This is a genomic window from Streptomyces sp. NBC_00569 (genome assembly GCF_036345255.1).
Lineage (GTDB): Bacteria > Actinomycetota > Actinomycetes > Streptomycetales > Streptomycetaceae > Streptomyces.
In genome coordinates this window covers 8,822,609-8,847,078 of sequence record NZ_CP107783.1, presented here as the reverse complement: position 1 = coordinate 8,847,078, position 24,470 = coordinate 8,822,609, and the positions used below count along the sequence as shown (strand labels likewise).

At 71.4% G+C, this 24,470-nt stretch carries 21 protein-coding genes; 16 read left to right on the top strand and 5 right to left on the bottom strand.

The window, feature by feature from the left end; genetic code table 11:
* Positions 1 to 205 precede the first annotated feature (205 nt).
* Complete coding sequence (locus OHO83_RS39950) at positions 206 to 904, top strand: SDR family oxidoreductase (protein ID WP_266666907.1); 699 nt, start codon at positions 206 to 208, stop codon at positions 902 to 904.
* A 125-nt stretch (positions 905 to 1,029) separates the two neighbouring features.
* Here OHO83_RS39950 and OHO83_RS39945 read toward each other — a convergent pair whose 3' ends face one another.
* Positions 1,030 to 2,220 (bottom strand): acyl-CoA dehydrogenase family protein, encoded by a 1,191-nt coding sequence (locus OHO83_RS39945; protein WP_266666908.1) that lies wholly within the window; start codon positions 2,218 to 2,220, stop codon positions 1,030 to 1,032.
* A 225-nt stretch (positions 2,221 to 2,445) separates the two neighbouring features.
* On the opposite strand from OHO83_RS39945, the gene OHO83_RS39940 reads away from it, so the two are divergent.
* Together OHO83_RS39940 and OHO83_RS39935 are read left to right on the top strand one after the other, a co-directional pair.
* Positions 2,446 to 3,336 (top strand): GNAT family N-acetyltransferase, encoded by an 891-nt coding sequence (locus tag OHO83_RS39940; protein WP_330280611.1) that lies wholly within the window; start codon positions 2,446 to 2,448, stop codon positions 3,334 to 3,336.
* Positions 3,337 to 3,537: 201 nt separating this feature from the next.
* The gene (locus tag OHO83_RS39935) at positions 3,538 to 4,704 is read left to right on the top strand and encodes a hypothetical protein (RefSeq protein WP_330280610.1); all 1,167 of its coding nucleotides are present in this window, start codon (positions 3,538 to 3,540) and stop codon (positions 4,702 to 4,704) included.
* Between the two features lie 88 nt (positions 4,705 to 4,792).
* On the opposite strand, the gene OHO83_RS39930 is transcribed toward OHO83_RS39935, so the two are convergent.
* A complete protein-coding gene (locus OHO83_RS39930; protein WP_266666914.1) occupies positions 4,793 to 5,425 on the bottom strand; it encodes an HdeD family acid-resistance protein in 633 nt (210 codons plus the stop codon).
* Positions 5,426 to 5,562: 137 nt separating this feature from the next.
* On the opposite strand from OHO83_RS39930, the gene OHO83_RS39925 reads away from it, so the two are divergent.
* The 5 genes from OHO83_RS39925 to OHO83_RS39905 all read left to right on the top strand — a co-directional run bounded on the left by OHO83_RS39925 (position 5,563) and on the right by OHO83_RS39905 (position 11,685).
* On the top strand, positions 5,563 to 5,946 hold the full coding sequence (locus OHO83_RS39925; protein WP_330280609.1) for a DUF488 domain-containing protein: 384 nt from the start codon (positions 5,563 to 5,565) through the stop codon (positions 5,944 to 5,946).
* A 192-nt stretch (positions 5,947 to 6,138) separates the two neighbouring features.
* Positions 6,139 to 7,605: an APC family permease gene (locus OHO83_RS39920; RefSeq protein WP_330280608.1), complete on the top strand. Its 1,467-nt coding sequence runs from the start codon at positions 6,139 to 6,141 to the stop codon at positions 7,603 to 7,605.
* Entirely contained in the window at positions 7,602 to 8,039 is a 438-nt protein-coding gene (locus OHO83_RS39915; protein ID WP_266666922.1) for a hypothetical protein, read from the top strand. The genes OHO83_RS39920 and OHO83_RS39915 overlap by 4 nt, the downstream gene beginning before the upstream one ends.
* 443 nt (positions 8,040 to 8,482) lie before the next feature.
* Positions 8,483 to 10,306 carry an alkyl/aryl-sulfatase gene (locus OHO83_RS39910; RefSeq protein ID WP_329436548.1) on the top strand — a complete coding sequence of 608 codons (1,824 nt, stop codon included), beginning with the start codon at positions 8,483 to 8,485 and terminating at the stop codon, positions 10,304 to 10,306.
* An 80-nt stretch (positions 10,307 to 10,386) separates the two neighbouring features.
* Entirely contained in the window at positions 10,387 to 11,685 is a 1,299-nt protein-coding gene (locus tag OHO83_RS39905) for a hypothetical protein (protein WP_266666927.1), read from the top strand.
* A gap of 18 nt (positions 11,686 to 11,703) precedes the next feature.
* Here OHO83_RS39905 and OHO83_RS39900 read toward each other — a convergent pair whose 3' ends face one another.
* Positions 11,704 to 12,315: a TetR/AcrR family transcriptional regulator gene (locus tag OHO83_RS39900; RefSeq protein ID WP_266666929.1), complete on the bottom strand. Its 612-nt coding sequence runs from the start codon at positions 12,313 to 12,315 to the stop codon at positions 11,704 to 11,706.
* 228 nt (positions 12,316 to 12,543) lie between these two features.
* Between OHO83_RS39900 and OHO83_RS39895 the strand changes: the two genes are divergently transcribed.
* From OHO83_RS39895 to OHO83_RS39870, 6 genes are all read left to right on the top strand, one after another.
* Complete coding sequence (locus OHO83_RS39895) at positions 12,544 to 13,470, top strand: acyl-CoA thioesterase (RefSeq protein WP_330280607.1); 927 nt, start codon at positions 12,544 to 12,546, stop codon at positions 13,468 to 13,470.
* Positions 13,471 to 13,512: 42 nt separating this feature from the next.
* Positions 13,513 to 14,001 carry a PaaI family thioesterase gene (locus tag OHO83_RS39890; RefSeq protein ID WP_266666933.1) on the top strand — a complete coding sequence of 163 codons (489 nt, stop codon included), beginning with the start codon at positions 13,513 to 13,515 and terminating at the stop codon, positions 13,999 to 14,001.
* A gap of 51 nt (positions 14,002 to 14,052) precedes the next feature.
* Complete coding sequence (locus OHO83_RS39885) at positions 14,053 to 15,735, top strand: class I adenylate-forming enzyme family protein (protein WP_330280606.1); 1,683 nt, start codon at positions 14,053 to 14,055, stop codon at positions 15,733 to 15,735.
* 290 nt (positions 15,736 to 16,025) lie between these two features.
* Positions 16,026 to 16,688, top strand: a complete 663-nt coding sequence (locus tag OHO83_RS39880) for an SRPBCC family protein (protein WP_330280605.1) — start codon at positions 16,026 to 16,028, stop codon at positions 16,686 to 16,688.
* A gap of 69 nt (positions 16,689 to 16,757) precedes the next feature.
* Positions 16,758 to 17,270 (top strand): DinB family protein, encoded by a 513-nt coding sequence (locus tag OHO83_RS39875; protein ID WP_330280604.1) that lies wholly within the window; start codon positions 16,758 to 16,760, stop codon positions 17,268 to 17,270.
* 66 nt (positions 17,271 to 17,336) lie between these two features.
* Entirely contained in the window at positions 17,337 to 17,966 is a 630-nt protein-coding gene (locus OHO83_RS39870; RefSeq protein ID WP_266666941.1) for a TetR family transcriptional regulator, read from the top strand.
* Between the two features lie 18 nt (positions 17,967 to 17,984).
* Here OHO83_RS39870 and OHO83_RS39865 read toward each other — a convergent pair whose 3' ends face one another.
* Positions 17,985 to 19,682, bottom strand: coding sequence for an AMP-binding protein (locus OHO83_RS39865; RefSeq protein ID WP_330280603.1), 1,698 nt, complete (start codon positions 19,680 to 19,682; stop codon positions 17,985 to 17,987).
* A gap of 56 nt (positions 19,683 to 19,738) precedes the next feature.
* Entirely contained in the window at positions 19,739 to 22,966 is a 3,228-nt protein-coding gene (locus OHO83_RS39860; protein ID WP_330280602.1) for a carboxyl transferase domain-containing protein, read from the bottom strand.
* A gap of 180 nt (positions 22,967 to 23,146) precedes the next feature.
* Here OHO83_RS39860 and OHO83_RS39855 point away from each other — a divergent pair, with 180 nt between their 5' ends.
* Both OHO83_RS39855 and OHO83_RS39850 read left to right on the top strand, forming a co-directional pair.
* On the top strand, positions 23,147 to 23,797 hold the full coding sequence (locus OHO83_RS39855) for a TetR/AcrR family transcriptional regulator (protein ID WP_330280601.1): 651 nt from the start codon (positions 23,147 to 23,149) through the stop codon (positions 23,795 to 23,797).
* Positions 23,798 to 23,902: 105 nt separating this feature from the next.
* Complete coding sequence (locus OHO83_RS39850; protein ID WP_266666951.1) at positions 23,903 to 24,460, top strand: DUF6069 family protein; 558 nt, start codon at positions 23,903 to 23,905, stop codon at positions 24,458 to 24,460.
* The last annotated feature ends 10 nt before the right edge of the window (positions 24,461 to 24,470 follow it).

The window sequence follows — 24,470 nt, the reverse complement described above, 5'->3', positions numbered from 1 at the left end:
CAGAGCCGGTTCGGCCACTTCGTGTGGCATCGTGGCCGGTCGGCGACGGTCCGCCGGCTCGGCGCGGAGCTCTGTGGGTATAGTGCCGGCGCTGCGGGGGAACCGGCAGCCCGGAGTCGGTCGGCCTCACGCGCCCCCTCGCGTTCATCGACGTCCGGGACCCTGGTGGACCCCCGATGACCGCATTCGCCGAGGAGGCCGCCCCATGGAACCCGTCACGCTGATCACCGGTGGCTCGACCGGAATCGGCGCGGCCACCGCCCGCGCCCTGCTCAAAGAGGGCCACCGCGTGGCCGTCACCGGACGTGACCCGCAGAAGCTGGCGGCCTTCGCCACGTCGGCCGGAGCGGGCGAGCGGCTGCTGACGATCACCGGCGACACCAGCGACGAGCATGACGTCGCGTCCGCCGTTCGCCAGGTGGTGGACGCGTGGGGCCGGCTGGACAACGTCATCGCCAACGCCGGTTTCTCGCTGCCCGGCACCCTGGAGAACCACGCCCCGGAGGACATGCGCGCCATGGTCCTCACCAACGTCCTGGGCCCGGCGCTGCTGGTGCGGGAGACCCTGCCGCATCTCAGGGAGTCCACGGGCCGGATCGTGATCATCGGTTCGGTCGCCGGGGTGCGCAACACGCCCGGCAACCTGTACTCGGTCACCAAGTGGGCCGCGCACGCGCTGGCCGAGAACACCCGACTGCTGGTCGGCAAGGACGGGGTCGGCGTGACCGTCGTCGCCCCCGGGGTGGTGGACACCCCGTTCTGGGACAAGCGCGGCGGCACCCCTGAAGCGGCGCCGGTGATGACCGCCGAGCACATCGCGGACACGATCGTCTTCGTCGTCAACCAGCCCGCGGGCGTGGACATCAACCACATCACCATGCGGCCGTCCGGGCAGGTCGGCTGACACCGGGCTCCCGACGACCATACGAAGAGGCCCCCGCCACGTACCACGCGGTGGGGGCCGGCCGCCGTGTGCGTCACAGCCGACACCTGTGTCGGTCGCGGGCCATGAGTGGCGGACGCGCGGCCTCAGCGGCGGACGCGCGGCATCCCCAGGCCGATCCAGGAGATGATCTCGCGCTGGATCTCGTTGTTGCCGCCGCCGAACGTGAAGATCACGGCTGACCGGTAGCCGCGTTCGAGTTCGCCGTGCAGGACCGCGCCTGCCGAACCCTCCTTGAGCGCTCCCGCCGCGGCGACGACCTCCATCAGCCAGGCGTACGCCTCGCGGCGCGCCTCGGATCCGTACACCTTCACGGCGGAGGCGTCCTGCGGGGTGAGGCTGCCTTCCTGGACGGCGTTCACCATCTGCCAGTTGAGGAGTTTCATCGCGTCGAGCCGGGTGTGTGTCTGGGCGAGGCGCTTCCTCACCCAGCCGAGGTCGATGACGCGGCGTCCGTCGGCCAGTTTGGTGTCCATGGCCCAGCGCTGCACGTCGCGCAGCGCGCGGATCGCCATGGTGCCGTGGGCGGCGAGAGTGACCCGCTCGTGGTTCAGCTGGTTCGTGATGAGCCGCCAGCCCTTGTTCTCCTCGCCGACGCGACGGCTGACGGGAACGCGGATGTTCTCGTAGTAGCTGGCCGTGGTGTCGTGCGAGGCAAGCGTGTTGATGATCGTGCAGGAGTAGCCGGGGTCCGACGTCGGCACGAGGAGCATGGTGATGCCCTTGTGCGGCGGGGCGTCCGGGTCGGTGCGCACGGCGAGCCACACCCAGTCGGCCGTGTCGCCGTTGGTCGTCCAGATCTTCTGCCCGTTCACCGTGTAGTGACCGGTGGCCTCGTCCCCTTCGCGGACCGCACGCGTCTTGAGCGCGGCGAGGTCGGTGCCCGCGTCGGGCTCGCTGTAGCCGATGGCGAAGTCGAGCTCGCCGGAGAGGATCCTGGGCAGGAAGTACGCCTTCTGCTCGTCGCTGCCGTACTGCATGATCGTGGGGCCGACGGTGTTGAGCGCCATGAGCGGCAGGGGCACGCCCGCCTGCGCGGCCTCGTCGAAGAAGATGAACTGTTCCATGGGCGTGAGGCCACGCCCGCCGTACTCCTTCGGCCACCCGACTCCGAGCCACCCGTCGGTGCCGAGCCGGCGCACCGTCTCGCGGTAGAACCGCTTCTGCGCCGCCGGGTCCTCGTAGCGGGCGTACGCGTTGTCGGGCACCAGCTCCGCGAAGTAGGCGCGCAGTTCCGTGCGCAACTGCTGTTGCTCGGGCGTGTATTCGAGGTGCACGGCCCCTCCTGGCGGTCGCTGGTACACCGGGTCCCGGTCCTGACGGCGCACACAGTAGAACTCGTTCCAGAAATAAGGAATGGGCGCGGGCGGCCTGTTCCGGCGCACGGCCTGAACGCGCCCGGCCCGTGGCGCTCGGCCCGTGCGCGCTCAATTGCTTTGCGGGGGTCCCGCGGGCCCGGTTAGGTTCTGCCGCGTCCGCAACTCCCCGTACAAGGAGCCCTCTTGTCACTGCACCTCACGCCGCTGACCGATCCAGCCGGCGGTCCGGACGCCCGCCGCCTGGCGTGGCTGGCGTCCGACGCCGACGGGAATCCGGTCGGCTCCGCGTTCCTGCGGCTCATCGACCGGGACGGGCAGCGACATCTCGCCGAGCTGTCCCTCCAGGTCCATCCCGCGGAACGCCGTCGTGGCACGGGCTCCAGGCTCGTCGACGCGGCGGTGACGGCCGCGAAGGCCGACGGGCGGCGCTCGCTCACCGCCTCGGCCGACGACGGTTCACCCGCCGACCTGTTCCTGGCCGCGCGAGGGTTCCGCCGGGTGCTGAACCTGACGTACGCGCGGCTCCCGCTCGCCGACGCGGACATCCCGGCCCTCACGCGGACGGCGCGCGCGGAGCACCCCGGATACCGGCTCGTCTCCTGGGAAGGCGCGGTTCCCGACCACCTGGCCGCGACGTTCGCCGCCTCGCGTCGCGCCATGGACGACATGCCCATGGACGACACCGACTACGGGACGGTCGCGTGGGATGTGGACCGGGTCCGCGCGGTGGCCGAGGCCGTCGAGCGGCGCGGCGAACACCTCGACACGGTCGCGGCGGTCGACGCCCGCGACGGCACCGTCGTGGGGTTCACCGAGCTCGTCGTCCCCGGTGACGGCACGGGCGACGGACAGCACTACGGCACGGGCGTGCTGCCCGAGCACCGCGGTCACGGTCTCGCGCGCTGGATGAAGGCCGAGGCCGTCCTCCGCGCCCGCGACCGCCACCCGAAGCTCGGGGGTCTGCTCACGGACACCGCCGACAGCAACACACCCATGCGCGCGGTGAACGACGCACTGGGCTACGTGCCGACACACCGGACGTACGAGTACCAGCTCGACCTCCAACAGGCCTGACGACCTCGGCCTCCGGCAGGCCGACAGGCACGCGCGATGGCCACCGCGGGTTCGCGGTGGCCATCGTCACACCCTCCCCCGGGCCCCACCGAAGGCAGGTAGTTGTAGAGTACAACGTGAGTGAAGGTTGTAAACACCAACCCTTTGGTCGTATACGCCGACGCCTGTCTCGCTCTCCGTCCATCACTGGAGGTCCTGCCCATGCCCGCCGACCACAAGGCACACCGCTCCGAGTCCTCGGGCGCCGTGCACGGCGTGCGGAATCCGGCCCTGCGCCACGTCCTGACCCACCTCATCACCCCGCTGCTGATGTGCGTGGGCATGGGGCTGGCGTACATGGGGGCCTTCGTGGCGCCCGAGCCGCACCATCTGCCGGTGGCGGTCGTCGGGGCGGGGCCCGGGACGAAGGTCTTCGCCCAGACAGTGAAGGACAAGGCCGGCGACGCACTCGACGTCCGTACGCTCGACAGCCGCTCGGCCGCCGTCGACCAGCTCCGGTCCCGTGACATCGACGGCGCGTACGTCCTGAGCGCGAAGTCCCCCGAACTGATCGTCGCGACCGCCGGGTCCGACATGAGCGCGATCACCGCCGAGAAGATCTTCACGCCGGTCGCCACGCAGCAGGGCGTGCCGCTCAAGGTGACGGACGTGACCCCGACCGTCTCGGACGACCCGACGGGACAGGGCCTGTTCTTCCTGCTGGTGGCGCTGAGCATCGGCTCGTACGCGTCGGTGGCCGTGGTCGGAGCGGCGGGTGCCGCCCTGTCGATGCGGACGCGGGCCGCGCTCGTGGTCGGTGTGTCCGGCGTGGTCGGCCTCGTCGGCGCGGCTCTCGCCGGACCGGTGTTCCACCTGGCCCACCACGGCCTGTGGGGCATGTGGGCGATGTCCTGGCTGTACTCGGCCGGCATCCTCTTCATCGGCGTCGGCCTGCACACGTTCCTGAAGCGGTGGACGACCCTCGCGCTCATGGTGCTGTTCGTGATGCTGAACTTCACCAGCTCCGGCGGCCTCTACCGGCCCGAGCTCCAGAACGGCTTCTTCGGCACCCTGCACTCCTTCTGGAACGGCGCCGGCTTCGTCGAGGGCTCGCGCAGCCTGCTCTACTTCGGCAGCCACGACCTGTCCAGGAACGTGTGGACGCTGGCCGTCTGGCTCGTCGTCGGCCTGGTCGTGACGGGTCTGGCCGCGCTCACGGAGCGGCGGCGCGTCGCCTCCGCCGTCGAGCCCCGGCAGCAGGACCCGCACAGCGTGGCGCAGGCCCCCGCACGCTCCGCCCGAAGCGAGACCGAGGAGGCCCAGGAGGCCCAGGAGGCCCATCAGTCGGAGGCTGCGGAGGAGGAGATGGAGGAGACGGTCGCGGTCTGACCGTCACCGAGAAGCCGAAGCGGCCGCGCCGGGCGTCCCCGCTGGGGGTGCCCGGCGCTCGGGTGCCTGCCCGCCCCCATCGACACCGTCACACCCCGTGCGGAATCCGCTTCGCCTTGCTCCGCAGCTGGAACGCCGTGACGATCTCCACGACGCCGACCACGAGCAGCCAGCAGCCGCCGACCAGGGTGAGTACGGCGACGGACTGGAACGGCGAGACGATCAGGACCACACCGGCCAGCGCGCTCACGACGCCGAGGAAGATCTGCCAGCCGCGCGCCGGCATCGCCTCGTCGGAGATGGCGGCGACGGTCTGGGTGATGCCGCGGAACAGCCAGCCGATACCGATCCACAGCGCGAGCAGCAGGATCGACTGCGTCGCCCCGCGGAAGCAGAACAGGCCGAGCAGGATCGACAGAGCGCCGCTGATGAAAGCCATCACGCGCAGCCCGGTCGTGACATGGGTACCGAACGCGGCCACCAGCTGGAAGACGCCGGTGACCAGGAGATACACGCCGAAGAGCACTCCGGCGGCGAACAGGGACGCCCCTGGCCAGACCAGGACCAGTACGCCCAGGATCAGGGCGGCTATGCCGGCCAGCAGCACTACTTGCCACGCGGATTGCGCCAGGCGTCCGAGCGGACCCTGGGGCTCGGCGGGGCGCTCTTCGCGGGTGTCGTCGGCCGTCGGGATTCGGGGTTCGTGCGGTGCGTGCGTCATGTCCGACTGTTCACACGGCATCGGCGCGCCCGCCACTCGGGTGAGGCGAACGACGTACGACCCCGGCGGCCGGGGCCGTCACCGCGGCGGCGGACGGCCGCGGACGCGAGGCGGGGAAAACTCCGCACAATTGAGCCATGACAGAACGCTCCAAGAGCTCCGAACCTCACTTCCGCGTCCGCCGCGTCTACGATCCGCCGTCGTCGGACGACGGAATCCGGGTCCTGGTGGACCGCCTGTGGCCGCGCGGCGTCTCCAAGGAACGGGCCGATGTCCAGGAGTGGATGAAGGACCTGACGCCGTCCTCCGCGCTGCGCTCCTGGTACCACGAGGACCGCGCATCCCGCTTCCCCGAGTTCGAGCGCCGCTACCGCGACGAGCTCGCCGAGCCGGACCGTGCGGAGCTGACGGACAAGCTGCGCGCGCTGGCCCGTACGAGCACGGTCACCCTGGTCACCTCGGTCAAGGACATCGAGCACAGCCATGTGCCGGTTCTGGTGCGGCATCTGACCGAGAGCTGACCGGCCCGGGAACGGTGCGGACCCCCTCCCGCCGCGCCCACGGGCGTACGGGCCCGGCCCGACAGCAGGTGCGAACCAGCACAAGCTATGTCAATTTTGTGCAACGACGCACCACTTGGACGCATGGCGTCGTCCGAGCGACGCGGGCACCGGTGGCGCCGGGGCCCGCAGACGCGCCCCGGGAGGGCCCGTATGACCACCATGGACGTGCCGTCCGACGAACCCGTACCGCGGGCGAAGACGGCGCCCCCGGTCGTGGCGCCCGCCATGAAGTGGCTGACGCTGGCGCTGATGACGACCTCGTCCGTGGCAAGTCTGCGGGCCGCTCCGACCATGGCCGTGTACGGCCTGGCCTGCGTCTTTCTCTACCTCGTGCCGGCGATCGTGTTCCTGCTGCCGACCGCCCTGGTCTCGGCGGAGCTGGCGTCGGGGTGGAACGGCGGTGTCTACCGGTGGGTCAGTGAGGGCCTGTCGAAGCCACTCGGGTTCCTGGCCATCTGGTGCCAGTTCGCCATGACGATCTTCTACTACCCGAGTCTGCTCGCGTATGTGGCCAGCACCATCGCGTACGTCATCGACCCCTCGCTCGCCTCCAGCGGTCTCTACACGGCCATCGTCATCATGGTCCTGTACTGGACCGGGGTCTGGGTCTCCTCGCGCGGCACGAAGGCCGTGGCCGGGCTGTCGTCCTGGGGACTGGTCGTCGGCACGCTGATCCCGGGCACGATCCTCGTCGTCCTCGGCCTCGTCTTCCTCGGCCAGGGCAACGGATCGGCCGCCCCGATGGGGGCCGCGCACCTCTTCCCGCAGTGGACGGGCCTCGCCAGCCTGGTGCTGATCGTCAACAACTTCCTGAGCTACTCCGGCATGGAGATGAACGCGGTCCACGTCTCCTCGCTGAAGAACCCGGCCAAGGAGTACCCGAAGTCGATGTTCCTCGCGACGGGGCTCGTACTGCTGATCTTCATCCTGCCCGCGCTCGCGATCAGCTGGGTCGTGCCGTCCGACCGGCTCAGCCTCACCGCGGGCGTGATGCAGGCCTTCCACGCCTTCTTCTCGTACTTCCACGTCGGCTGGCTCACCCCGGTCGCGGCCGTCATGCTGGTCGCCGCCGCGCTCGGCGGGATGCTCACCTGGCTCGCCGGGCCGTCCAAGGGCCTGCTGATGATCTCCCGCGAGGAGGGCTATCTGCCACCGTTCCTGCAGAAGCTCAACAAGAACGGCATCCAGCAGAACATCCTCGTCACCCAGGGAATCGTGACGACGGCCATCGCTCTGATGTACGCGCTGATCCCGAACGTCTCCAGCGCGTACTGGATCTTCTCGGTGATCACCACGCAGGTGTACCTGATCGTCTACCTGCTGATGTTCGCCGCCGCGATCCGGCTGCGCAGGACCCAGCCCGACCACCCGCGCGGCTACCGCGCACCGGCTCTGACACTGATGTGCGGCGTCGGCCTGGTCGCCTCGCTCGCCGCGCTGGCCATCGGGTTCGTGCCGTCCTCGCAGTTCGGCGGAAACAGCGTGTGGATGTACATCGGGCTGATCGGCGGCGGGCTCGTCATCCTCGGTCTGGTGATCCCCGGGCTCTTCCTCAGGTTCCGCAAGCCGAGTTGGCGCAACCCCGCGTCGGCGGCCGAGGAGGCGAGGGCCGCGTGAGCCCCACCAGGTTCGCCTCCGAGCACCGGTGGATCTACGTCTGCGCGATCCTCCTGCTACTGGCCCTCGTGGTCGTCGGACTCGTCCAGTACAACAGCGTGAGGACGACCGACGACGCCCACAAGAAGGCCCACCAGCTCGCGGACGAGCTGGTGGCGGCCGGGTACTCCAGACCCGACACCGGTGGCATCGTGCGCACGCTCGGCACCGACGGCGGCAACGTCTGCCGCGATCCCGGGTCCGCCCTCAAGTCGGGCCTGTGGAAGATCAATCTGTCCAACGGCGCGGGCGGCCCCGGGCAGCGGCCCGTCATCTCCGACCGACGGGCCGTGGAGGCCGAGGCGATCGTCCTGGGCGTCTACTGCCCCGACAAGCTGGCGAAGATCCAGGACAAGATCGACGGCCTCAAGACCGACGACACGGTGAGGCGATGAAGCATGCCCTCCCCCGACAACGAACTGGCTGCCCGCATCGCAGAGTTGACGCGCCGGGCGAAGGCCGGCCCGAGCCGGCTCCTCGCCGTCCCGTCCCTCGCCGACCCGCGGCCACTACCCGCCCGAGGAGGGCCGCAAGGCCGCGCGGTGGGGGTGGGTCGCGGACGCGTTCGGCGAGGCGGGTCTGCGCGACGCCCATCTCGCCGAGACCCCGGACAGCAGCCACGCCGCCATGGGGCACCGGCCCGCGCAGCCCGGCGCGCCGACCGCGCTCCTGTACTGCCCCTACGACGTGCGGCTCCCGGTCGACGACGCGGCCTGGACGACCCCGCCGTTCCCCCTCACCGAGCACGAAGGACGCCGGAACGGGCGGGCGGAGGCGCTGTTCCTGCGCGCGTACGGCACCGAAGCGCGGCGCCGACACACACCCCTGGGAGACTCACGTGACCACCTCCGACACCCCCGCCTCCTCCCCCGACTTCGCCGACCGGTCCGACTTCGAGGAGGCGGACCGGGGCCTCGTCTCCCCGCCGCTGTCCTCGACGGTCACGGCCGAGGACGGGCGCGTCGTGTGGAACTTCGACGACACAGCGTTCCTCGACGAGGACTGTCCCGACACGGCGCACCCGAACCTGTGGCGGCAGTCCCAACTCTGCGCGCGGGCCGGTCTGTTCGAGGTAACGGAGGGCGTCTTCCAGGCACGCGGGTTCGACCTCTCCAACATGACGCTGATCGAGGGCGACCACGGTGTCGTGGTCGTCGACCCGCTCGCCTCCGCCGAGACGGCGGCCGCCGCCCTGGACCTGTACCGGTCGCAGCGCGGTGAACGGCCGGTCGCCGCCGTCGTGTTCACCCACTCCCACCTCGACCACTTCGGCGGCGTGCTCGGCGTCATCGGACCCGACGACGGCGTTCCCGTCGTCGCTCCCCAGGGCTTCATGGAACACGCCGTCGCGGAGAACGTGTACGCGGGCACGGCGATGCTGCGCCGCGGCACCTACTACACGGGGGCCAACCTGGAGCGGGGCCCCGGGGGCCTCGTCGGCATGGGCCTCGGATTCACCGCGTCCACCGGCACCGCGGGGCTCGTGGCGCCCACCGTCGAGGTCCGGCACACGGGACAGGAACTCACCCTCGACGGCGTCGTGTTCCGCTTCCAGATGACGCCCGGCACCGAGGCGCCGGCGGAGATGAACTTCCTGCTGCCCCAGCGGCGCGCCCTGTGCATGGCCGAGAACGCCACGCACAACCTGCACAACATCCAGACCCTGCGCGGCGCCGTGGTCCGCGACGCCCGGATCTGGGCCCGCCACCTCAACGAGGCCATCGAACTCTTCGGCCACGACGCGGACGTCCTGTTCGCCTCGCACCACTGGCCGACCTGGGGCTCGGACCGGATCAGGTCCTTCCTCGCCGAGCAGCGCGACCTGTACGCGTACCTGCACGACCAGACGCTGCGGCTGCTCAACCAGGGCTGCACGGGGACGGAGATCGCCGAGCTGATCGAGCTGCCGCCCCCGCTCTCCGCCGCCTGGCACGCGCGCGGCTACTACGGCTCCGTCAGCCACAACGTGAAGGCCATCTACCAGCGTTACATGGGCTGGTACGACGGCCACCCCGCCTCCCTGTGGGAGCACCCGCCCACCGAGACCGCCGAGCGCTACGTCGACTGCATGGGCGGGCTCGACGCGGTGCTCGGCAAAGCGCGTACATACCTGGAGGAGGGCGATCTGCGGTTCGCCGCCCAGCTCCTGAGGCACGCCGTGTTCGCCGCGCCGGACAGCGCCGACGCCAAGGAGCTGCTCGGGCAGGCCTTCGAGCGGCTGGCTCACGGCGCGGAGAACGCGACCTGGCGCAACTGCTACCTCACCGGCGCCCAGGAGCTGCGCGGCGACATCGGGAGGACCAGCATCGGAGGCGGCGACATGTCCGCCGCGCTGAACGTCGAGCAGCTCTTCGACTCACTCGCGGTCCGGCTCGACGGGCCCCGGGCGTGGGAGCACTCGCTCACCCTGCACTGGCACCTGTCGGACCTGGGCGAGATGTACCGCATGACGCTGCACAACGGTGTCCTGGTCCACACCCGCACGACCCGGCCCGCCGACAACGCGGATCTCTCCCTCACCCTCACGAAGCCCCAACTCCTGGCCCTGCTGGCCGGAAAGAGTCTTCACGGCGTCTATCATTCGGGCGATCTGGGCGTCCTCGACACCCTGCTCTCGCTCCTCGACGACAACGCTCCGGACTTCCCGATCGTCACCCCGTGACGGTGGTGACGGGGTGCGACGGCCGCCCGTACGCACTAACCCAACGCGCCCTCCACCCCCGCATGGCATCCCATGAATACATGACACCGGACCGTGAGGACCGTCCCCCGTCGAGCGACGAGATCGCCGAGCTGCGCGCCCGGGTCGCCCAGCTGGAGTCCGGTGGGCCGGCGCGGCCCCGGCCCCGGCACCATCTGCGCTCGTTCTTCGCGGGCCTCCTGATCGTCATCGTGGCGATCCTGACGCCGCTCAGCGCCGTCGCGACATGGGCCAGCGACATCGTCGGCGACACCGATCGCTACGTGGCGACGATGAAGCCGCTCGCTTCCGACCCCGATGTCCAGGCGGCCGTCACGAACCGTGTCACGAACGTCGTCATGGAGAACATCGATCTCAAGACGCTCCTCAGCGACGTGGCACCCGCCGACCGGCCGAGACTCGAAAAGGCACTGGGGAAACTGAGCGGCCCGCTCACCAGTGGACTCAGCGGCTTCGTGCACGACACCGTCCAGAAGTTCGTCTCGAGCGACGCGTTCGAGAAGCTGTGGACCGGCCTCAACCGGCGTGTGCACACGGCGGTCGACAAGGCACTGACCGGGAGCGGCGGCGGCGCCGTCAAGCTCACGAACGACACGGTGACGATCGACCTGGCTCCCGTCATCGCGGAGGCGAAGCAGCGGCTCGTCGACCGTGGCCTCGGGGTCGCCTCGAAGATCCCCGATGTGCACACCGACTTCACGATCGTGACGTCCGACTCCATCGGAAAGATCAAGAAGGGCTTCCGGCTGCTCCAGCTCATGGGGGTCTGGCTGCCGATCCTCACCCTGGTCCTCGCGGCCGTGGCCGTCCTCCTGGCCGTCCGCAAGCGGCGCGCCCTGGTGGCGGTGGGGATCGCCATCGCCGTGGGCGCCGCGATCCTCGGCATCGGCCTGTGGGCGTTCCGCGCGATCTATCTCGACGGGCTGCCCTCCGAGGTGTCGCAGCCGGCCGCCGGCGCCGTCTACGACGCGCTCGTACGGTTCCTGCGGACGACGGTACGCATGGTGATCACCGTCGGCGTCCTGGTGGCGCTCGCCGCGTGGCTGACCGGCGAGGGTCGGGCGGCGACCCGGGTCATGTCCATGTGGCGCGGCGGCATCGGCGCGGTGCGCGACGCGGCGGGCCTCACCGGCGGCCCGGTGGGCGCGTGGGTGCACCGGGCGAAGTCATGGCTGAACTGGACGGTCGTCGCGGTGTCGGCCGTGATCATGCTGGTGTGGGACCGTCCGACGGGCGTCGTCATCGTGTGGATCGCCCTGTGCGCGCTCATCGCTTTCGCGGTGATCGAGTTCCTGGACGACGACGGATCGCCGCACATGACGGCCGCTCCCGCCGGCTGACGCCGTCGCGGCCCGGTGTCAGGCGCGCGCGGGGCGCCGCACCGCACGGGGCCGGTACTCGACCACCGTCAGCGCCAGGGCCACGTACCGCTCCACCAGCTCGTCCACGGACACCGGGCCTTCCGCCTGGTACCACTCCGCGATGGCGTTGCACATCGCGATGACCGCGCGCCGGGCGTCGTCCGGATACGGGGTGAGGAAGATGCCCTGCGCCACACCGCCCTCGATGACCTCGCGGAACTGCTGGGTGCCGCGCGCCTCGTTCTTCCGGTAGCGCGCCAGGTGCTCGGGCTCCAGGCTGCGCCCCTCGGTCAGCACGATGCTGCTCTTCACGGGGTGGCCGGTACGGAACCGGACGGTCGCCGCGACGAGCGCCTCCAGCTGCTCGGCGGGGTCGTCACCCGCCGCCTCCAACGCCGTGTCGCACGCGCCGAAGTAGGCGTCGAGACCGTCGTCGAGGATGGCGACCAGCAGGTCCTGCTTGCCCTTGTAGTAGTAGTACAGGGCGGACAGGCTCACCCCGGCGCGCTGGGCGATGTCGCGGATCGAGGTCGCGCCGTAGCCCCGCTCGGAGAACTCCTGCCGGGCAGCCTCGACGATGGCCTTGTGGCCTGCGGGTCGCGTGGACACAGCTCTCCGATCTCCTGCTTCCGCCCCGGCGCCGTGCGCACTGAACGAACGGTCGAACAGTCGTAGCGGGACGTCGCCGAGTGTACTGGCACATGCCGCGAACCGGCCGGTCACAGGGTAAATGACCAGTGCAGACGCCTCCGCCGTCCGATCCGGGGCGGCACGGCTGCGGGCCGCGTGAGCACCGTCACAGCCACGGAGGCCCCCGGGGCTGGCAGCATGCCGACCATGGGTGCTCAATACAACCAACTCGCCGTGGCGCAGCCGGATGCCACGTCCGACCGCGCGGACCTGCTTCCCCTCGGCGAGCTACTGGGTCTCGAGGCGTCGGGCGACAGCGCCTTCACCGGCATGCCCCACATGGGCCGGCCTCCGCGGGCCTTCGGCGGGGTCACGCTCGCGCAGGCGCTGCTCGCGGCGGGGCGCACGGTCGACGGCGGGCGGCAACCGCACTCCCTGCACGCCTACTTCCTGCGTTCGGTCGCGCCGGAAGCCTCCGTCGCGTACGAGGTGGAGCGGCTGCGGGACGGGGCTTCCTACGCGGCCCGGCAGGTGGCCGCGCGCCAGGACGGCATGACGGTGCTCAGCCTGTCCGCTTCCTTCAAGAAGCCCGAGAGCGCGCTCGACCATCAGCCGGAGATGCCCGGCGCACCGTCGCCGGACGACTGCGAAGCCCCGTACGAGGTGATGGCGCGGGAGCACCCGGAGCGCTACCGAGAATCCGTCATCCCCCGCGCCGTCGACCTGCGGCTCGTGGAGGCGGACGCCGACGAGCTGGCCGCGCGGGCCGACGGCATGTCGCGGCGGCGCTGCTGGCTGCGGGCGGCGCGGCCGCTGCCCGACGAGCCGCTGCTGCACACCGCCGCGCTCGCGTACCTGTCGGACCTGACGATCTCCCCCACGGCCGCGCTGCCCTGGGAACCGCACGGCGCGCGGAGCGGCCGCCGGTCGAGGGTGATGCTGGCGTCGCTGGACCACGCCATGTGGTTCCACCGCCCCGCGCGCGCCGACGCCTGGCTGCTGTACGCCCAGCACACCACGAACCTGTCCGACGGCCACGCGATGTCACGCGGTGAACTCTGGTCGCAGGACGGCCAGTTGGTCGCCTCGGTACTCCAGGAGGCACTGATCCGCCACCGGCCCGCAGCCACCTGACCCCACCTGTCCCGCAGCACACCCGGAAGGAATCCACTCCACATGCCCGACTTCGCCTGGGGCGCCGGCACCGGCCTGGACCGCATCCGCACGCTCGCCGAGGAACTGGCGCACGCGCCGCACGTCCCCTACACGCAGTTCGGCCTGAGCATCACCCAGGTCGACAAGGGGCGGGTGGAGATGGCCTGGACCCCCGGGGAGTCCCTCCTCAACCGGGGCGGTGTCGTGCACGGCGGCTTCGTCGCGACCACGCTCGACGAGGCGTGCGGCGCCACCGTGATGTCCGGGAGCGAACCCCTGACGCCGTTCCTGACGATGAGCCTGAACGTCGAGTACCTGCGCCCGGTCCGGGCGGGCGCCACGTACAAGGTGGTCGGGACGGTGATCAAGCCGGGCCGCCTGCGGACACTGGTGCGGGCGGCCGTCGAGGACACGGCGGGCAGGCTGTGCGCGGAGGGCACCGCTTCGATGACGCCCAACCGGGCCCTGCTGCAGACGTCTGGACACGCGCCGACGGGGACCGTAGCTTAACGAATGTTCTGACTGCCCGCCCGTCGCACCCGTCGACAAGGGAGTTGCCGCGTGATCCGTCGCCGTCCGAAGGGCATGCCGGCCCGCCTCTCCTACCCTGAGGCATCCGTCGGGGACATCCTCGCCGGCTCGGCCAGGAGATATCCCGACCGGGTCGCCCTGCGCGACGGCGACGACACGCTGACCTACGCGGAACTCCACGAACAGGCGCTCCGCTTCGCACGGGGGCTGCGCCAGCGCGGCATCGCCGAGGGCGACGCGGTGGCACTGCACCAGCCCAACTCCCTCTGGTTCCCGGTCACCTACTACGGGATCCTGCTGGCCGGGGCCGTCGTGGCGCCCCTCAACCCCACCCTTCCCCCGGCGGCTCTGCGCGCTCAGCTGGACGAGGCGGAGGTCCGGGCGGCCGTGACGCACCCGGCCACGGCCCCGGCGCTCCTCGCCGCCGGCACCGACGGACTCGAACTGGTCGCCGTCGTACCGCCGTCGGCCGTCGCGCCCGGCGATCCGGCACCCTTGGACGGCACGGTGCCGCTCGCCGAGCTGCTCGCGGGCGACCCGGAGCCCGGCCCCCACGTCCCGCCCGACGCGGTCGCCCACCTGTCCTTCACGGGCGGCACGACAGGGCGCTCGAAGGCGGTCCAGGTGCTGCACCGTCATGTCGTGGCGAACTGCCTCCAGTTCACCTGCTGGCGCGCGGCCGCCGTGCCCGCGGTGGACCCCGACGGGGGCATCTTCCTCGACCCGGTGGCCGAGGCGGCCACCGAGTACACGAACCAGCCCGGACAGGGCGTCTCGATCGCCGTCGCGCCGTTCTTCCACGCGATGGGGCTGGTCGGCCAGTCGATCGGCGTACTCGCCGGACTGACGAGTGTCCTCGCCGGCCGTTTCGACCCCGAGCGGTTCCTGGAGCTGGCCGAGAAGTTCGGAGCCACCCAGATCGCTGGATCCCCCGCGCTCTTCCACGCCCTGCTCGCCGCCCCCGCCGCACAAGGCCGCGCGCTCTCCGCGGTCCGCGTGGTCAACTCCGGCGCCGCGCCTATCGATACGACGACGCTGCGGGCCCTGCGGACGCTGTTCCCCCGCGCGTGCGTCGTGGAGGGCTACGGGCTGACCGAGGCCACCATGGGCGTCACCTCGGGGATCGTCGACCCCGACGACCCGGTCCCGATCGGGTCGGTCGGCCTGCCCGTCTTCGACACCGAGATCGAGATCCGCGACCTCGTGGAGACGGGACGTCGCGTGCCCGACGGCGAGACGGGCGAGCTGTGGGCCCGCGGCCCGCAGATCACCGCCGGCTACCACGGCCACCCGGAGCTGACGGCAGAGCAGTTCGTCGACGGCTGGCTGCGCACCGGCGACCTGGCACGGTGCGACGAGCGCGGCCACGTCTACATCGTGGGCCGCGCCAAGGACATGCTCATCTACAAGGGTTACAACGTCTATCCGGGCCAGCTGGAGGAGATCCTCAGCGGCCATCCCGCGGTCGCGCAGGTCTCGGTGATCGGTGTTCCCGCGGCCGAGGCGGGCGAGATACCGGCGGCGTACGTCGTGACGCGTCCGGATGCCTCGCCGGCCCCCGGCCCGGCTCTCGCACAGGAGCTGATGGCGCATGTGTCCGCCCGCGTCGCGCCGTACCAGCGGGTGCGCGAGGTGCGGTTCCTCGAGGCGCTGCCGACCTCGGCCGCGGGGAAGGTCCTGAAGGCCGAGCTGCGGCGGACACACAAAGCGTAGCTTTAACGAACGTTCAACATGTTCGGTGCCGGGTCCCACGATCGGTGACGGCCCGGCCGCGCCTTCCTCACACCTCCCGCGCACCTCCCTCACACCCCCGGCCGCCGCGAGCCGCATGGCAGGCGGCGTTCCGGGCAGGCGACCACCGTACGTGCCTGCCATGTCACCCGTTCGGCCTACTCCGAGATGTCGTGGAGCCGATCCGCACGCACGTTTGGAATGTAGAGCCCGTGGGGTGCGTACCCGTCGGCACCGCGCCGACGACCGGACGGGCGTCGGGGAGGTGCGTGATGCCAGAGATTTCCGTTGACGTCCACATAGGCCGATCCGTCACCGAGGTGTACGACTTCCTTTCCGACGCACGGAATCTCCCACTCTGGTTCTCGGGAGTCGACACCGTCGCCGAGAGCGCAGAGCCCGCAGGTCCCGGCGTGGCCCATGTGTACCGCTTTCCCGGGCGCCACCGGGACCAGGTGCTCCAGTGCGTGGCGTACGTCCCGGGCGAGCACCTCGTCTTCCGCGGCGACCGGATGTGGAACGCCCTCGGCGCCCAGACACCGATGTACTCGTTCACGCTCTCCCCGCGCCCCCGCGGCACCCTCCTGCGCCTCACGGTGCAGTGCCGCCTGACCGGCGCGCTGACACTGCTCGCGCCCGTGGTCGCCATGGCCTGGCGGCGCGACCTGCCGAGGGACGTACGCCGGCTGGGCGAGCGGCTCGGCGCCCCGCACTGCCACGTCATATCCGCCCCGCGGCGGGTACGCCTGCCGATATCCGCGGCGGCCCCGGCCGCCGCCCCCACGACCGTTCCACCGGCCTTCGCGCCGCCGGCCCCACCACGGCCGCAGCTTCGTCCCGAGCCCCGCCCCGAGGCCCGCCCCGTGCCCCGCCCCGAGCCGCGCCCCGCCTCGGTCCCGGCCGCCAAAGAACGCGCGCCACGCTCCGCGGCGTAAGGCCGCGCGACGCCACCCGCAGGAAATTGCCGCGCGGCGGGAGAGACCCGGCCAGTAGCCTCCCCACCCATGACTCCTCCTCGCATACGCCCTCCCTACGACGCCGACGAGCGAACGCAGTTGCTCGCCTGGCTGGACATGCAGCGCGCCGTCGTCGAGTGGAAGTGCGAGGGCGTTTCCGAGAAGGACGCCCATCGCTCCGTACTCCCCGCGTCCCCCGCCATGACCGTGGCAGGGGTCGTGTCGCATCTGCGGTGGGTCGAGCACTGCTGGTTCGAGGTCATGCTGATGGGCGGCGCGGCCGAGGGGCCCCAGTTCGACGACGGGCCCGAGGACGCCGACATGCTCGTCGACGACGTCCCCCTCGAGCAGCTGCTCGGCGAGTACGCGCGCCAGTACGCCCGGTCGAACGAGATCACCGCCACGAACTCCCTCGACCAGGCGGGCCGGCACCCCGACTTCCGTGCCGGGTCGGCGAGTCTGCGGTGGATCCTCCTGCACATGATCGAGGAGACCGCCCGGCACGCCGGTCACCTCGACGCGATCCGTGAGCTCCTCGACGGCGAGAAGGGCTACTTCTGACCCGGGGCGTTCGACGGCCTCCGGGGCCCTGCGCGGGCGCCTCGTGCGACCTGCGAGACTGTCGCCATGCCCAGTCCGGTCCGTACGTCCGCAGCAGGCGAGGGCCTTCGCGCGAGGCGCCGCCGCGAGACCGAGCACGCGATCCACGCCGCCGCGGTACGGCTCGTCGAGGGGCACGGCCTGGCCGGGGTGACGGTCGACATGATCAGTGCCGCCGCCGGGATCTCGCAGCGCACGTTCTTCAACTACTTCCCGAGCAAGGAGTCGGCGCTCACCATCGGCCCGCCCCCGCTGCCGGACGCGCTCCGCCGGCGCCTCGCGCACGGCGACCCGGCGCCCCGGGCGACGCTCACCGAACTGCTCGACGTCCTGTCCGCGCACATCACCGACGATGTCGTGCCCGACCGCGAACTCGTCCAGACCACCTTCCGGATCGCCGAGCGGCATCCCGAACTGCGGGCGGCGCTCCACGCGCGGTTCGACGCCTTCGAGGAACAGGTGAGGGAGGCGGTGGCCGAACGGATGGCCGCCGCTCCGGCCGACCCCCGGCCCCGCCTGCTCACCGGCATCGCGCTCGCCGTGACCCGCACCGCGCTGGAACAGTGGTCACTGGGCACCGCCGGCGACCACGCCTCGCCCGAGCCGGACCTCCGGCAGTGCGTCGACCTGCTGCACACGCTCATGCCCAAGACCTGAGGCGCGCCGGCACGGCCTTCAGCGGTCGTCGGCGAGCTGCTGCGCGCGGGCCGTCAGGTCCACCTTCCGGATCTTCATGGTCGTCGTCATCGGCATCTCGTCGACTATCTCGACCAGGGGAACCTTGTAGGCCGCCATGCTCTCGCGCGCCCAGTCACGCAGCGCCGAGGCGCCCACCGCGCCCTTTTGACGGAGCGTCACGAAAGCCACGGGGACCTGGCCCTTCGACGGGTCGTCGGCCGGGACGACGGCGGCCGTGTGCACGTCGGGGTGACGGCACAGCAGCATCTCGACCTCCGCGGGGAAGACACTCATGCCCTTCACCTTGATGAGGTCCTTGTCGCGGCCGAGATAGTGAAGACAGCCGTCGTCGTTGATACGGCCGTTGTCCCCCGTGTGCAGCCAGCCGTCACGCAGCTGCCGCGCCGTGGCGTCGGGCTTGTTCCAGTAGCCGGTCGTCACCGAGGGGCTGCGCACGACGATCTCGCCCGCCTCGCCGAGCGGCAGCGGTTCACCGGTGACGGGCGACACCACGGCGATGTCCGTACCGGGCATGGGCAGTCCGCAGAAGACGGGTTCGGCGTGCAGATCCTGGTCATCGCCCTGGAACCCGTAGGGCGTCACGTCGATCGTGTGCGTCTCGGTCATGCCGTACGCGGCCTCGCGCAGGACGGAGTGGCTGCCCGCGGCGGCCTCCCAGCGCCGCCGGACGCCGACGTCGAGCTTGCGGATGAACGAGGTGCAGAGCGGGTCGACGAGCGAACTCAGGTCGTACGAGGCGAAGTCCGGCCGGTCGAGCAGTTCGAGATAGTTCTCCACGGTGCCGACCATCGTGGTGACCTTGTGCGTGTCGATCGCCCGCAGGACGCGGGCCGGGTCCCAGCGGGGCATGAGCACCGAAGTGCCGCCCAGCATCAGGGGGTTGAGGATGCCCAGATCCTCGCCCGCGATCCAGAAGACCGGGATGTAGCACAGGACCACCACCTCGCCGTCGGCCGTCTGGCGGGTGGCCGCGGCGCTGGTGGCGATGGTGTAGATCATGTGCCGCTGGGTGTGCATGCAGCCCTTGGGGAGGCCTGACGTGCCGCCGGTGTAGTTCAGCGCGGCCAGGGCGTCGAGGTCGGCCGGGCCACCGTCGACGGGCTCGTGCGCCACGGCCTGCGCCCAGGTGTGGACCGCGAGCCCCTCGATCGCCACACCGTCCGGTGCGGTCGCGGCCAGGGCCATCTCGGTGAGCGAGGTGACGAACACCCGTCGCACCGCGGTCTGTCGGCGTACGGAAGCCAGCAGCGGGAGCGAGGTGTCGCGGGTGATGACGGTCTCGGCGCCGCAGTCCTCGAGTTCGTAGGCGAGTTCGGCGCCCTGGAACATCGGGTTGACCGGCACGTGCACCGCGCCGAGCCGCAGCACGGCCAGGAAGGCGATCAGGAACTGGGGGCAGTTGGGCAGGTGGACGGCGACCCGGTCGCCCGCGCCGACCCCCTCGGAGGCGAGGCGACCCGCCACACGGCGGCTCAGCTCGTCCAGCTCGCGGTAGGTGACGGTGCGGCCCTCGAAGACGACCGCGGCCCGGTCGGGACGCAGCCGCGCCCAGTGCGCGACGTGGTCCGGCACGGAGATCTCGCCGAGCGGGTACACGACGTCGGACGGTGTGCCGTGCGGGCGGACCCGGGCCTGACGGGCGCGCAGATCCTCCAGGTACTCCTCGATCTTCATGCGGCTCCTCGGTTGTTGTCCCGACCTGACCTACCTGGACCTTCACCCCACGGGCGTCACCACGTGTCGACGAAACGACGGCGGGTGTGCCCCTCGGGCGGGTGCGGATGCGTGGGGTGCTGGGCGAACGTCGCGCTGATCCAGCGGCGGGTCTCGGCCGGGTCGATCACGTCGTCGACCTCGAAGGTCGTCCCCGCGTTGAGCGCCTTGCCCCGCTCGTACTGCTCCGCGAGGAGCGCCTCGTACATGGCCCGGCGCTCCTGCGGGTCGGCGATGGCTTCGAGTTCGCGGCGGTAACCGAGGCGGACTGCGCCTTCGAGGCCCATCGGACCGATCTCACCGGTGGGCCAGGAGACCATCGCCGTGGGCGCGCGGAAGCCGCCGCCGGTCATCGCCATCGCGCCGAGGCCGTAGCCCTTGCGCAGGACGGCGGAGAAGACCGGCACGCCGAGGTGGGCTCCCGCGACGAAGAGCCGGCTGAAGTGCCGTACGGTCGCGGTCTTCTCGGCGTCCGGCCCGACCATGAAACCCGGGGTGTCGCACAGGGTGATCACGGGCAGTCCGTGGGCGTCGCAGAGTTGCAGGAAGCGGGCCATCTTGTCGGCGGCGTCGCTGTCGATGGCGCCGCCGAGATGCTGCGGGTTGTTGGCGACCAGGCCCATCGGCCGCCCCTCGACCCGTACGAGTGCGGTGATGACGCCGACGCCGAACGCACGGCGCAGTTCCAGGACCGAGCCGGTGTCGGCGAGGAGGGTGACCGCCTCCCGGACGTCGTACGCGCGCAGCCGGTTCTCCGGGACGACGTGCCGCAGGAGGCGCTGGTCCGCGCAGTCCCAGTCGCTCAGGTCGCCCTGGAAGTACGAGAGGTACTTCTTGGCGACGGCCACGGCCTCGGCCTCGTCGTCGACCAGGATGTCGACGACGCCGTTCGGGACCTGGACCGGCATCGGTCCGACCTCCTCGGGCAGGAACTGCCCGAGGCCGCCCGCCTCGATCATCGCGGGGCCGCTCATGCCGACGGTGGCGTCGGCGGTCGCGATGACGACGTCGCAGCAGCCGAGGAGCGCGGCGTTGCCGGCGAAGCAGCGCCCGGCGACGATGCCGATCGTCGGCACCTGCCCGCTGAGGCGGGCGAGGGTGGCGAACGTGGGGACGTCGAGTCCGGCGACCGCCATCATGTCGGTGTCGCCGGGGCGTCCGCCGCCGCCCTCGGCGAAGAGCACGACCGGGATCTGCTGCCGCTCGGCGAGTTCGAGCATGCGGTCGGTCTTCTTGTGGTTGAGCATCCCCTGCGTGCCGGCGAGAACCGTGTAGTCGTAGGCGAGGACGGCGCACTGGCTGCGCCGGTCGCCGAACAGGGCGCCGTTGACCTGGGCGACGCCGGTGACGATGCCGTCGGCCGGTGTGCCGGCGATCAGGTCGTCGAGGGTCCGGCGCCGGCGCTGCGCGGCGATCGCCAGCGCGCCGTACTCGGTGAAGGTGCCCGGGTCGCAGAGGTCGGCGAGGTTCTCGCGTGCGGTGCGGTGGCCGGTGCGCCTGCGGCGCTCGACGGCCTGCGGCCTCGCCTCGTCGAGAGTGACGCGATGGCGCTCGACGACCTCGGCGAGGTCGGGCCTGATGATATCGAGATCGGCCTCGGCCGTCGCCTCGTCGACGCTCTCCTCGCCCTCCGACGGTGCGAAGACGACGAGTTCGGCGCTGGCCGGGACGACGTCCCCGACGCTCGCGCGGACCTCGCGCACCACTCCCCCGCGCGGCGCCGTCAGGACGTGTTCCATCTTCATCGCCTCGAGCACGACGAGTGGCGCGCCGGCCGCCACCTCGGCGCCCGGCTCCACACAGACGTCGACGACACTGCCCGCGGAGAGCGCGGTGAGGACCGAGCCGTGACCCTCCTGGGAAGGCGCGGCTCCCGGTACGAGCTTGTCGAGGTGTTCGTTGACGAAGGCGGTCGTCACGGTGCCGTCCCGGAAGGCCTCGTGGCGCAGGACGGCGCGCAGGAGCGGCAGGTTCGACGGCACTCCGGAGAGCGTGAACTCGCCGAGCGCTGCGGCCGCCTTCCCGGCCGCGTCGGCGAAGTCGCCCCGGACCGTGCGAGTGATCACCTTGGCGACGAGGGAGTCGTACGAGCCCTTGATCTCCAGGCCCGCGCGGCCGTGGGTGTCCACGCGCACGCCGGGGCCGCCGGGCGCCTCGAAGGCGGTCAGCGTGCCCTGCGAGGCGTGGGCCGTGCCGTCCGCGGACAGCTCTTCGAGGTTGACGCGGGTCTGGATCGCGAAGCCGCGCGGCCGCGGGACGTCCTCCTGGAGGAGGCCGAGTTCGGCGAGGGACCTGCCCTGGGCGAGGCGCAGTTGGGTGGCCACCAGGTCTACGCCGGTGAGTTCCTCGGTGATGGTGTGCTCGACCTGGAGGCGCGGGTTGGTCTCGATGAAGTAGGAGGCGTCCGGGTCGTCCGCGTCGACGAGGAACTCGAAGGTCCCGAGCCCGAGATACCGCGTCGCGGAAGCCATCGTGACCGCGGCCTCGATCAGCACGTCACGCGTGCGCGCGGGGAGCCACGGGCTGGGCGCGACCTCGATCAGCTTCTGGTTGCGGCGCTGGACCGAGCACTCCCGGTCCCACAGGTGGGTCACCTGTCCGGTGCCGTCCCCGACGACCTGGATCTCGATGTGCTTGGCGCGGGGCAGCAGTTGCTCGACGTAGACGTCGCCGTTGCCGAAGGCGCGCTCCGCCTCGGAGCGGCAGCGTTCGTAGGCCCAGAGGAGGTCCGCCGCGTCGTGCACGGCGCGCATGCCGCGCCCGCCTCCCCCGGCGACCGCCTTCACCATCACGCCGTCACGCACGCCGGCGAGGAACTCCGTGGCCTGCGCGAGCGAGGTCGGGGCGCCGGTCGCCGCGAGGACGGGGACGCCGTGCCGGACGGCGAGCGCCCGTGAGCTCGCCTTGTCGCCGAAGAGGGCGAGCAGTTCCGGGGTGGGTCCCACGAAGGTCAGCCCCGCCTCGGCGCACGCCTTCGCGAAGTCGGCGTTCTCGCTGAGGAACCCGTAGCCGGGATGGACCAGATCGCATCCCGCGCGCCCGGCGATCCCGACGATCTGGCGCACGTCGAGATAGGCGGCCACGCCTTCGCCCTTGAGCAGGTGGGCCTCGTCGGCGAGCCGCACATGGGCCGCCGAGCGGTCGTCCGCGGAGTGCACGGCCACGGTCCGCAGGCCGAGCGCCGACGCCGCGCGGTGGATCCGGACCGCGATCTCGCCCCGGTTGGCGATCAGCACACCTGTCATCGGACGTCCCCTCCACGGGCCCGTGCCGCGGGCCTTCTGTACGTGACGGCCTCGGGCCGTACATGACGGTTCCGGACGTGCCGGACCTGCCGACGCGCCATTGACGTTGACGCCGGTGTCAACGTCGATGGCGTGCCCAGTCTGCGTTGACGCCGTCGTCAACGTCAATAAGCTGGGGCCATGCCGATCGCGAGAAACTCCTGGACCGTGCGCGACAAGCTGGACCGCCAGGACAGCGCCACGCGCGCCCGGCTGCTCACCGCGGCCCGCACGGTCTTCGAACAGCGGGGCTACGCGCGCACGACGATCGCCGACATCACGGCCGAGGCCGACGTGGGCCGCGCCACCTTCTACGTCTACTTCGCCTCCAAGCAGGAGGTCTTCGCCGTGCTCGCCGCCGATCTGCGCGACCGGTTCCTCGCGGCACAGGAAGCGGCGGACCCCGAGGCCGAGGACCCGTACCTGCTCGCCGAACGGACCAACGCGGCGTTCCTGGACGCCTACGTGGACAACCTCGCCTTCATGACCGTGCTCGAACACCAGTCGCTCACCGATCCGGCGATGCGCGTGCTCCGCGACGAGATCAACGACCGGCCCCGCGGACGCACCGCGCGCTACATCGCCCGTCTGGTGCGCCAGGGCCTGGCCGAGCCGGCCGGTTCGCCGGAGTCCGTGGCCACCGCCGCGGCCGGCATGGTCGCCGGCTTCGCCCGGACCGTGGCCGCCGACCCGGCCTCCCGGGACCGCGCGGTCGCCGACCTGACGGCGATGTATCTGCGCCTGCTCGGCCTCACACCCCGCGCAGGCGCCCCGGCCCCCGGCCGCGACTGACCCACGACTCCTCCTGCCCGTCCATTCGGCCCACGCCCGCTCGCGCCGCGCCACCGCTCCTGTGTTGGCTTGAGCCAGGCATCCGGACGGAGGGGGAGATTCCTCATGGAGACACCGCATACGCCCTACGGCCAGGAACCCGGCTACGGGCAGGATCCGCACCAGCTCTACGGGCCCGACCCGGCACACCCCACCTACCCCGCGTACGGGCCGTACGCCGACAGCGCACCGCCTCCGCCCCCGCCGTCACGCGTCGACGCCCGCAAGATCTGGTCCGGCGGCCTGATGACCGCGCTCGTCGCCGCACTGACCGCCGTGGCCGGTGTGCTCCTCGTCCGCGGTGTCCTCGGCGTCGCCGTGTTCGCACCGGAGCGCGACGGCGCGATGGGGGACGCGTCCACCGGCCTGCTCGCGGGCGGCGCCGCCGTTGCGGCCCTCGCCGCGACGCTGCTTCTTCACCTCCTGTGCCTGGGCACACCGCAGCCCGGGCGCTTCTTCTCCTGGATCGTCACGCTGGCGACGCTTGTCATGGTGCTGCTGCCCTTCACCACGTCGGTGCCCCTCGTGACGAAGGTGGGCACGGCCGCCGTCTATCTCGCCGTCGGACTCACCATCGGGATGCTCCTGACCCCCGTGGCGCGCGGCGCGGTCCGCAGCCGCTGACCGGACGTTT

Excerpts from the sequence above, each read along its gene's own strand:
- OHO83_RS39950 (WP_266666907.1), top strand. The coding sequence starts at position 206 with ATGGAACCCGTCACGCTGATCACCGGTGGCTCGACCGGAATCGGCGCG.
- OHO83_RS39935 (WP_330280610.1), top strand. The coding sequence starts at position 3,538 with ATGCCCGCCGACCACAAGGCACACCGCTCCGAGTCCTCGGGCGCCGTG.
- OHO83_RS39930 (WP_266666914.1), bottom strand. The coding sequence starts at position 5,425 with ATGACGCACGCACCGCACGAACCCCGAATCCCGACGGCCGACGACACC.
- OHO83_RS39925 (WP_330280609.1), top strand. The coding sequence starts at position 5,563 with ATGACAGAACGCTCCAAGAGCTCCGAACCTCACTTCCGCGTCCGCCGC.
- OHO83_RS39920 (WP_330280608.1), top strand. The coding sequence starts at position 6,139 with ATGACCACCATGGACGTGCCGTCCGACGAACCCGTACCGCGGGCGAAG.
- OHO83_RS39905 (WP_266666927.1), top strand. The coding sequence starts at position 10,387 with ATGACACCGGACCGTGAGGACCGTCCCCCGTCGAGCGACGAGATCGCC.
- OHO83_RS39895 (WP_330280607.1), top strand. The coding sequence starts at position 12,544 with ATGGGTGCTCAATACAACCAACTCGCCGTGGCGCAGCCGGATGCCACG.
- OHO83_RS39890 (WP_266666933.1), top strand. The coding sequence starts at position 13,513 with ATGCCCGACTTCGCCTGGGGCGCCGGCACCGGCCTGGACCGCATCCGC.
- OHO83_RS39880 (WP_330280605.1), top strand. The coding sequence starts at position 16,026 with ATGCCAGAGATTTCCGTTGACGTCCACATAGGCCGATCCGTCACCGAG.
- OHO83_RS39875 (WP_330280604.1), top strand. The coding sequence starts at position 16,758 with ATGACTCCTCCTCGCATACGCCCTCCCTACGACGCCGACGAGCGAACG.
- OHO83_RS39870 (WP_266666941.1), top strand. The coding sequence starts at position 17,337 with ATGCCCAGTCCGGTCCGTACGTCCGCAGCAGGCGAGGGCCTTCGCGCG.
- OHO83_RS39865 (WP_330280603.1), bottom strand. The coding sequence starts at position 19,682 with ATGAAGATCGAGGAGTACCTGGAGGATCTGCGCGCCCGTCAGGCCCGG.
- OHO83_RS39860 (WP_330280602.1), bottom strand. The coding sequence starts at position 22,966 with ATGACAGGTGTGCTGATCGCCAACCGGGGCGAGATCGCGGTCCGGATC.
- OHO83_RS39855 (WP_330280601.1), top strand. The coding sequence starts at position 23,147 with ATGCCGATCGCGAGAAACTCCTGGACCGTGCGCGACAAGCTGGACCGC.
- OHO83_RS39850 (WP_266666951.1), top strand. The coding sequence starts at position 23,903 with ATGGAGACACCGCATACGCCCTACGGCCAGGAACCCGGCTACGGGCAG.